At 56.4% G+C, this 7,500-nt stretch carries 6 protein-coding genes, 2 tRNA genes and 2 rRNA genes (2 of these 10 cut by a window edge); 1 reads left to right on the top strand and 9 read right to left on the bottom strand.

Features of this window, described 5'->3' with window-relative positions:
- From FNL56_RS04630 to FNL56_RS28715, 9 genes are all read right to left on the bottom strand, one after another.
- Window positions 1–513 (bottom strand): 23S ribosomal RNA (locus tag FNL56_RS04630); it reaches 2,307 nt to the left of the window's first position.
- 479 nt (window positions 514–992) lie between these two features.
- Window positions 993–1,068 (bottom strand) — tRNA-Ala (locus tag FNL56_RS04625).
- 66 nt (window positions 1,069–1,134) lie between these two features.
- Window positions 1,135–1,211, bottom strand: a tRNA-Ile gene (locus tag FNL56_RS04620).
- A gap of 214 nt (window positions 1,212–1,425) precedes the next feature.
- Window positions 1,426–2,912 (bottom strand): 16S ribosomal RNA (locus FNL56_RS04615).
- Together the 16S and 23S rRNA genes with 2 tRNA genes alongside form the textbook arrangement of a ribosomal RNA operon.
- A 382-nt stretch (window positions 2,913–3,294) precedes the next feature.
- Entirely contained in the window at window positions 3,295–3,477 is a 183-nt protein-coding gene (locus tag FNL56_RS04610) for a hypothetical protein (RefSeq protein WP_143571801.1), read from the bottom strand.
- Window positions 3,478–3,968: 491 nt separating this feature from the next.
- Window positions 3,969–4,715, bottom strand: a complete 747-nt coding sequence (locus FNL56_RS04605; protein WP_143581800.1) for a hypothetical protein — start codon at window positions 4,713–4,715, stop codon at window positions 3,969–3,971.
- Window positions 4,716–4,986: 271 nt separating this feature from the next.
- Window positions 4,987–5,595 carry a hypothetical protein gene (locus FNL56_RS28725; RefSeq protein WP_368039347.1) on the bottom strand — a complete coding sequence of 203 codons (609 nt, stop codon included), beginning with the start codon at window positions 5,593–5,595 and terminating at the stop codon, window positions 4,987–4,989.
- 72 nt (window positions 5,596–5,667) lie between these two features.
- Window positions 5,668–5,970, bottom strand: coding sequence for an IS3 family transposase (locus tag FNL56_RS28720; protein WP_368039332.1), 303 nt, complete (start codon window positions 5,968–5,970; stop codon window positions 5,668–5,670).
- Window positions 5,967–6,275 (bottom strand): transposase, encoded by a 309-nt coding sequence (locus FNL56_RS28715; protein WP_368039331.1) that lies wholly within the window; start codon window positions 6,273–6,275, stop codon window positions 5,967–5,969. The genes FNL56_RS28720 and FNL56_RS28715 overlap by 4 nt, the downstream gene beginning before the upstream one ends.
- Before the next feature lie 138 nt (window positions 6,276–6,413).
- Here FNL56_RS28715 and FNL56_RS04595 point away from each other — a divergent pair.
- Window positions 6,414–7,500 (top strand): IS3 family transposase gene (locus FNL56_RS04595; protein WP_143571799.1). Its coding sequence is split into 2 segments (ribosomal slippage): window positions 6,414–6,666 and window positions 6,666–7,500, totalling 1,101 coding nucleotides; it runs 13 nt beyond the window's last position; the frame shifts between segments, so codons are not numbered across the junction.

The raw sequence follows: 7,500 nt of genomic DNA, 5'->3' as shown, positions 1-7,500 counted from the left end.
GTACTAGTTCACTATCGGTCGATGAGGAGTACTTAGGCTTGGAGGGTGGTCCCCCCACGTTCAGACAGGATTACACGTGTCCCGCCTTACTCTAGGATATATCATTGCATTACCCGTACGGGACTATCACCCTCTGAGGTACAGCTTTCCTGACTGCTTCCGGTTGTCTTTGATATACCACTGGCCTGGTCCGCGTTCGCTCGCCACTACTAACGGAGTCTCTGTTGATGTCCTTTCCTTCGGGTACTTAGATGTTTCAGTTCCCCGAGTTCGCTTGAAACCTCCTATGAATTCAGAAGTCTCATACCTTCAACTGATAACCGGAAATCCAAATCCACCCTCACTTGCGTGATGATGCATTTAGAGTTCCGGCTATCGAAGGTGGGTTTCCCCATTCGGAAATCTATGGATCAAAGCTTCTTCGCAGCTCCCCATAGCTTATCGCAGCGTAGCACGTCCTTCATCGCCTCTCATCGCCAAGGCATCCACCGAACACCCTTAAGGCACTTGATTGCTCTCATTATCTATATCCACCCCGCTCGGCGCGGGTAACTGCATGCTGCTTGCGCCCTGAAGTCCGAAGACTTCACACGCAAAACCGCACGCCGGACGGTCAAGCCCAGCGCACTTCATGCAGCGGATATGATTAGAAAGACCAGCTTGCTTCGTAAGATCGAACCGGCAACGAGGCGGTCAAGCTTCGTTGGAAAAGATATGCGCCACGGAAGCGATGCAAGCAAAGCGTTCGTAGTCATGATCTTGGAGATTACACAATGATCTCAGGCAGATTGCTCTGCGTGGATCCTGTTCGGATCGATCTCCTCTTTACGATGTCAGAAATCCCGCGAGCGACATCCCGAAGGATATCACAAGCGAAGTGATGTTATCGCGGACCTCAAACGACTGCTGCACCGATGGCGCTAGTCGTGAACACACAATGAAGAAAGGTGAATTGGTCTGGCTAATCTCGTTGCCATCCATCAGAAAGTTTCTGGTGGAGGCAGACGGGATCGAACCGACGACCTCATGCTTGCAAAGCACGCGCTCTCCCAGCTGAGCTATGCCCCCGTTCCAGAAAACACGAAGCCTGACCAGCCGATTGAACGTCATCTCGTCTCGCGCAAAGGCAAAACGTGGTGGGCCTGGGAAGACTTGAACTTCCGACCTCACGCTTATCAAGCGCGCGCTCTAACCAACTGAGCTACAAGCCCTAACTACTAAAGGGCATATACTCGGAATTCCCAATCGACACCTTTCGGCATCAGCTGAGAACGTCACAAGCACGCCCCAGCGTGTGTTCGTCCGCGAAGAAAGAGAAACGAAGACGGCGGTGTCCCGCCTATGCAGCCTAACAACCGAGATTGTTGGCCACTGATGTTTCAAAAGAGGATCGATAGTGACAAGTCACTGAAGATCCATCCTTAGAAAGGAGGTGATCCAGCCGCAGGTTCCCCTACGGCTACCTTGTTACGACTTCACCCCAGTCGCTGACCCTACCGTGGTCAGCTGCCCCCTTGCGGTTAGCGCACTGCCTTCAGGTAGAACCAACTCCCATGGTGTGACGGGCGGTGTGTACAAGGCCCGGGAACGTATTCACCGTGGCATGCTGATCCACGATTACTAGCGATTCCAACTTCATGGGCTCGAGTTGCAGAGCCCAATCCGAACTGAGACGGCTTTTTGAGATTTGCGAGGGGTTGCCCCTTAGCGTCCCATTGTCACCGCCATTGTAGCACGTGTGTAGCCCAGCCCGTAAGGGCCATGAGGACTTGACGTCATCCCCACCTTCCTCGCGGCTTATCACCGGCAGTCTCCCTAGAGTGCTCAACTAAATGGTAGCAACTAAGGACGGGGGTTGCGCTCGTTGCGGGACTTAACCCAACATCTCACGACACGAGCTGACGACAGCCATGCAGCACCTGTGCTCTATGCCCCGAAGGGAAGGTTCCATCTCTGGTACCGATCATAGACATGTCAAGGGCTGGTAAGGTTCTGCGCGTTGCGTCGAATTAAACCACATGCTCCACCGCTTGTGCGGGCCCCCGTCAATTCCTTTGAGTTTTAATCTTGCGACCGTACTCCCCAGGCGGAATGCTTAAAGCGTTAGCTGCGCCACTAGTGAGTAAACCCACTAACGGCTGGCATTCATCGTTTACGGCGTGGACTACCAGGGTATCTAATCCTGTTTGCTCCCCACGCTTTCGTGCCTCAGCGTCAGTAATGGGCCAGTGAGCCGCCTTCGCCACTGGTGTTCTTGCGAATATCTACGAATTTCACCTCTACACTCGCAGTTCCACTCACCTCTCCCATACTCAAGACTTTCAGTATCAAAGGCAGTTCTGGAGTTGAGCTCCAGGATTTCACCTCTGACTTAAAAACCCGCCTACGCACCCTTTACGCCCAGTGATTCCGAGCAACGCTAGCCCCCTTCGTATTACCGCGGCTGCTGGCACGAAGTTAGCCGGGGCTTATTCTTACGGTACCGTCATTATCTTCCCGTACAAAAGAGCTTTACAACCCTAAGGCCTTCATCACTCACGCGGCATGGCTGGATCAGGCTTGCGCCCATTGTCCAATATTCCCCACTGCTGCCTCCCGTAGGAGTTTGGGCCGTGTCTCAGTCCCAATGTGGCTGATCATCCTCTCAGACCAGCTACTGATCGTCGCCTTGGTGCGCCTTTACCACACCAACTAGCTAATCAGACGCGGGCCAATCTCTCGGCGATAAATCTTTCCCCGTAAGGGCTTATCCGGTATTAGCACAAGTTTCCCTGTGTTGTTCCGAACCAAGAGGTATGTTCCCACGCGTTACTCACCCGTCTGCCACTGACATATTGCTATGCCCGTTCGACTTGCATGTGTTAAGCCTGCCGCCAGCGTTCGCTCTGAGCCAGGATCAAACTCTCAAGTTGGACTTGAACTTTGAACCGGCTGATCACATCGTATTGACGAGGTCCCACCATACTTGGTCAATCAAGCCGAAGCTCGATCAACCTGCCGTCCGCGCTTCACAGCGCAAACAACGATGGTGTAACCTTTGTATCAAAACGTGTACCGCCGAAGTCTTTCGTCCGGCCTCAATCCCAAAACACCAACTTGCGTCGAATGCTTCCTGATCAAGGCCCGCAAGGACTCCGCCGTCCACGTTTCTCTTTCTTCATCTAAACTTGTCAAACAACCCGATGCGCGAAGCATCGCCCTCCCCGTAAGGGAGAAATTTCGAACTGATCTTCCACTTTGAAAGCCATCAGGCTGTGTTCCGAAGAACACCAGCGCCCCGAAGGGAGCGAACCTTTAGAACTTCCAGAGGAAGGAAGCAACCCTCTTTTTCAGAATAATTCGCGGCGCCCTTCCGAAGAACAACACCAGCAAATCTTCCTGGAAGAAGATTGTCAGCCACTGTTTCCAGCGAACCGACACCTCACCGCGACAGCAAATCAGCAACCGATTTTGAGCGGTTGTTGCTTCACTCTTCATGATGAGGAGCTTCTAAACACAAGCAAGTGGTCCGGGCCGTTGGGCCCCGCCGCCGCCGCGCTCAGTGGCCGGTTTATAGGCGCTGGCACTCTGATCTGTCAACGTCCGTCGTCAGAAAAACGTCATGCGGCGGTCAGCCTGTGGAACGATACGCAAAACACTTGTTTTACCGACGAATGGACAAGCGTCCTGGAGTACCTGCGAGGGGTCGTACAATCTCAGGCGGTACTATCGGCGCATTCGGCGATTTATGATTTTGTTTTTTTTCGCTTGAGGTCGCGTCGATCGCTCGATGGAGCTCCTCGCCGCGGGTCCGTTGGACCGCCTTAAACACCCACGATACTCGGAAGCCGGCACGGAGGCCGTCTGCCTGGCAGCTATTTGACCATCCGGAACGGTATTTGCGGATCCTGGCGATGCACACCGCTGCAAAACCGCGCAACGCCGCTTGCGAGCGGGCATTACCCCTGATTTCAGCCGGTGTGGCGCGGCTACACGAGCGATACTCCGTCGATCGGACTGATGTCCCCCACAGGGCGCAACAGGTCTGCCATGGTAAAACTGTCCGGCGCCTTCGAAGGCAGGATCGGCTTCCAGTTCTTGCCCCTCTGCCACAGGCAGGACCGTTGCTCCCCATGGACAAGCCCGAGGAAGACTTCGGCCAGGAGCGTCCCCCCGACCGGGCCGAGCTTCCCGCCATTGCCGCGCTGCTCCGCCTCCTTGAGGAGGTAGTCCGAGAGCGGTGTGTTGGTATGCCGATGATGCTTGTTGGCAGCAGCGCCATCCGCGCCCTTCGTGATCTCTTGCAGCGTCAAGGCATCCTGGATCTTCATCTCCCTGGTGACATCCTGCCCCGAACGCAGACCGAAGCGCGCGCCGCGCTTGAGGTTGCGGAACGGAAGGCTCACTCTCCTGGCAACGGATGCAGCGGGTAACACGAACGGGTCGATCTTGCGTGAGGGGTTGAGCGGCACTCCGGCCGGATTCGTCAAAAGCACTTTGTGGTAGCGACGCCAGTCGATGATCCATTTGCCCGGCAACGTCGGAACGTGAAGACCATGCGGAGGATTGGGGAAGTCATCGACAATGCCATCGTGCAGGCCGGTGAACTGAAAAAACTGCTTAAGTTCTGCGACGCCGCCTTCCGCTCCGGCCGTGGAGATACGGTTGTGGCTATCTTTATCGCGCACCATGCCGTGGCCGAGGCGATAAATGGCGCCGGAAAATTCGGCCGGCATGTAGCGCGTCTTCTTGAAGCGGTAGAAGGTAGAAGCGTGGGCCCGGCTCAAAAATCTGCGCGACGATGTCCTGCTCGGTTATGCGCTCGACCAGATCGTGCAGGACCAGCCAATGATAGTTCCAGGTTAAAATCTGTCAGGCCCCTGGAAAACAAGCTATCCCGAGGCTTTCCGGTATCAATCCGCTGCTAGCAAACCATGTTGCGAAAGTTGAGTATCGCCAGATAAATCTGCGCGACGATGAGGTTTCAATCGTTGCGATTATCGCCGATCAACGAGAAGGCTTCAGCGCTGCGCGGAAGATCATTTCGGAAATATCGGTAAGACCGCCTGCTCCGCCCGGCAGCGTTTTGTCGATGTGGAATAACGGACAGGGCTTGTTGCCTGAGGTGGTCCCGGTTGTCTGAACAGAATCTCCGCGTCGATAAGCGGAGCTTCTGCCGGAGTTAGGCTGCCATGCGGATAGGCAGCGGGTTGAAGTAGGCCTGATCAGGAGTCCGGCCGTCAAGACTCGAATGCGGCTTTCGGCCGTTGTAAAAATCCAGATGCCGGCCGATCGATTGTCGCGCTTAGCTGACGCTGTCGTAGGTCCGCAGGTAGACCTCCTAGTATTTGATGCTTCGCCACAACCGCTCGACGAACACGTTGTCCCGCCAGGCGCCGTTGCCGTCCATGCTGATCGCGATGCTGTTGTCGGCAAGCACTCCGGTGAAGGCCTGGCCGGTGAACTGCGAACCCTGGTCGGTATTGCAAATCTCCGGCTTGCCGTGGCGCGCCAAAGCGTCCTGCAGCGTCTCGACGCAGAACGCAGCCTCCATGACAGCACCCGGCGGGTCGCCCAGTCGAGCACCGCGGCGAGGTAGACGAAGCCGCGCGCCATCGAAATGTAGGTAATGTCCGTCACCCAGCCCCGGTCTGGCCGTGTGATCTCCATTCCGCGCAGCAGATATGGTTAGATCTTGTGGCCCGGCTCCGGCCGGGTGGTACGCGGACGCCGGTACAGCGCCTCGATCCCCATCCGTCGCATAAGCTTCTTTACCTGCCGGCGGCCGATCTTGCATCCCTCGGCAGCCAGCAGGCCGCGCAACATCCGCGAACCGGCGAAGGGAAACTCCAGATGCAGCCGATCCAGAAGCCGCATGATCGCAAGGTCGGCATCCGGCACCGGACGCGGCAGGTAATACATGCTGCGGCGGCTGATCTGCAAAACCTTCGCCTGTCTTGTGATCGACAGATCGTGCTCACGGTCGATCATCGTCTTGCGCTCAGCAATCCTGCCTTGGTGAGCGTGCCTTCTAAAAAATCATTTTCCAGTGTCAGCTCGCCGATCTTGGCATGCAGCGATCTGACATCGACGGCGGGTTCCGCCGGCGCCGTGCCTCCCGGCCCGAACACCCCGGAGGCGGCGTTCTCGAACTGCGCCCTCCAGGTCGTGATCTGATTGGGGTGAACGTCGAAATGCTCGGCAAGCTGGGTGATCGTGCGATCGCCCTTGATGGCCGCCAATCCCACCTTCGCCTTGAAGCCCGGTGTGTGATTCCGGCGCGGTCGCCTGCTCATGGTCTCTCCTGTGCGCGGCGATTATTGCCGCCTTCAGGCAGGAATTCCACTTATCGTCTGACGTGCCCCCACCAAATTAGGCCAGTTTGACCTGGAATTTTCCATTTATGATCCCCTGACGGGGACGAGGAGAGTTCCATGAAGGCATCGAAGTTTTCAGAAGCGCAGATCGTATTCGTTTTGAAGCAGGCGGAAGATGGCTCGGCAGTCGCGGAGGTCTGCCGCAAGGCCGGGATCAGCGAGGCTACTTTTTACAACTGGCGGAAGAAGTATGCAGGCCTGATGCCCTCGGAGATGAAGCGCTTGCGTCAGCTGGAGGAAGAGAATGGCAAGCTGAAGCGGATCGTAGCTGACCTGTCGCTGGACAAGGCCATGCTGCAGGATGTGCTCTCAAAAAAACTCTGAGGCCTGACCGCAAGCGCGAGCTTGTCGACAGGGTGTGCGGCGACTGGAAGGTCTCGATCAGGCGGGCCTGTTCGACGCTCCGGATCGATCGCGCACTTTACGGCTACAAGTCGAAGCGTGGCGACCAGGCCGCTCTCAAACACCGGATCAGGGAGATCTGCGAGACGCGGGTGAGATACGGCTATCGCCGGGTCCATGTCCTACTGCTGCGTGAGGGCTGGGACGTCAACGTCAAGCGTGTCTACCGTCTTTATAGGGAGTTGAGCCTGCAATTGCGCAACAAAACGCCGAAGCGTCGCGTGAAGGCCAAGCTGCGTGAGGATCGAACAGATGCTGTCCAGGTCAACGAGACCTGGGCAATGGACTTCGTGCACGACCAGCTCGCCACGGGCCGCAAGATCCGCGTGCTGACGATCGTCGATACCTTTAGCCGCTTCTCGCCAGCCGTCGATCCGCGTTTCAGTTATCGTGGCGAGGATGTCGTGGTCACCCTAGAGCGCATCTGCAAGACCGTTGGCTATCCGAAAACCATCCGTGTCGACCAGGGATCAGAGTTCATCTCTCGCGATCTCGATATCTGGGCTTATCAGAAGGGCGTCGTGCTGGACTTCTCGCGGCCAGGCAAGCCGACGGACAACAGCTTCATCGAATCCTTCAACGGCAAGTTCAGAAGCGAATGCCTGAACACGCACTGGTTACTGAGCCTTGACGACGCACGGCAGAAAATGGAGGATTGGCGTAGAGACTACAACGAAGTCCGGCCACATAGCGCGATCGGTAACAAGGCGCCGATATCGCTGTTGAATGGCTCATCGGCGCC

The sequence above is a fragment of the Tardiphaga sp. vice304 genome (assembly GCF_007018905.1).
In the GTDB taxonomy this organism is placed as follows: domain Bacteria; phylum Pseudomonadota; class Alphaproteobacteria; order Rhizobiales; family Xanthobacteraceae; genus Tardiphaga.
Note: the sequence above shows the minus strand (reverse complement) of the source record. Positions and strands in the feature narration are given on the sequence as shown.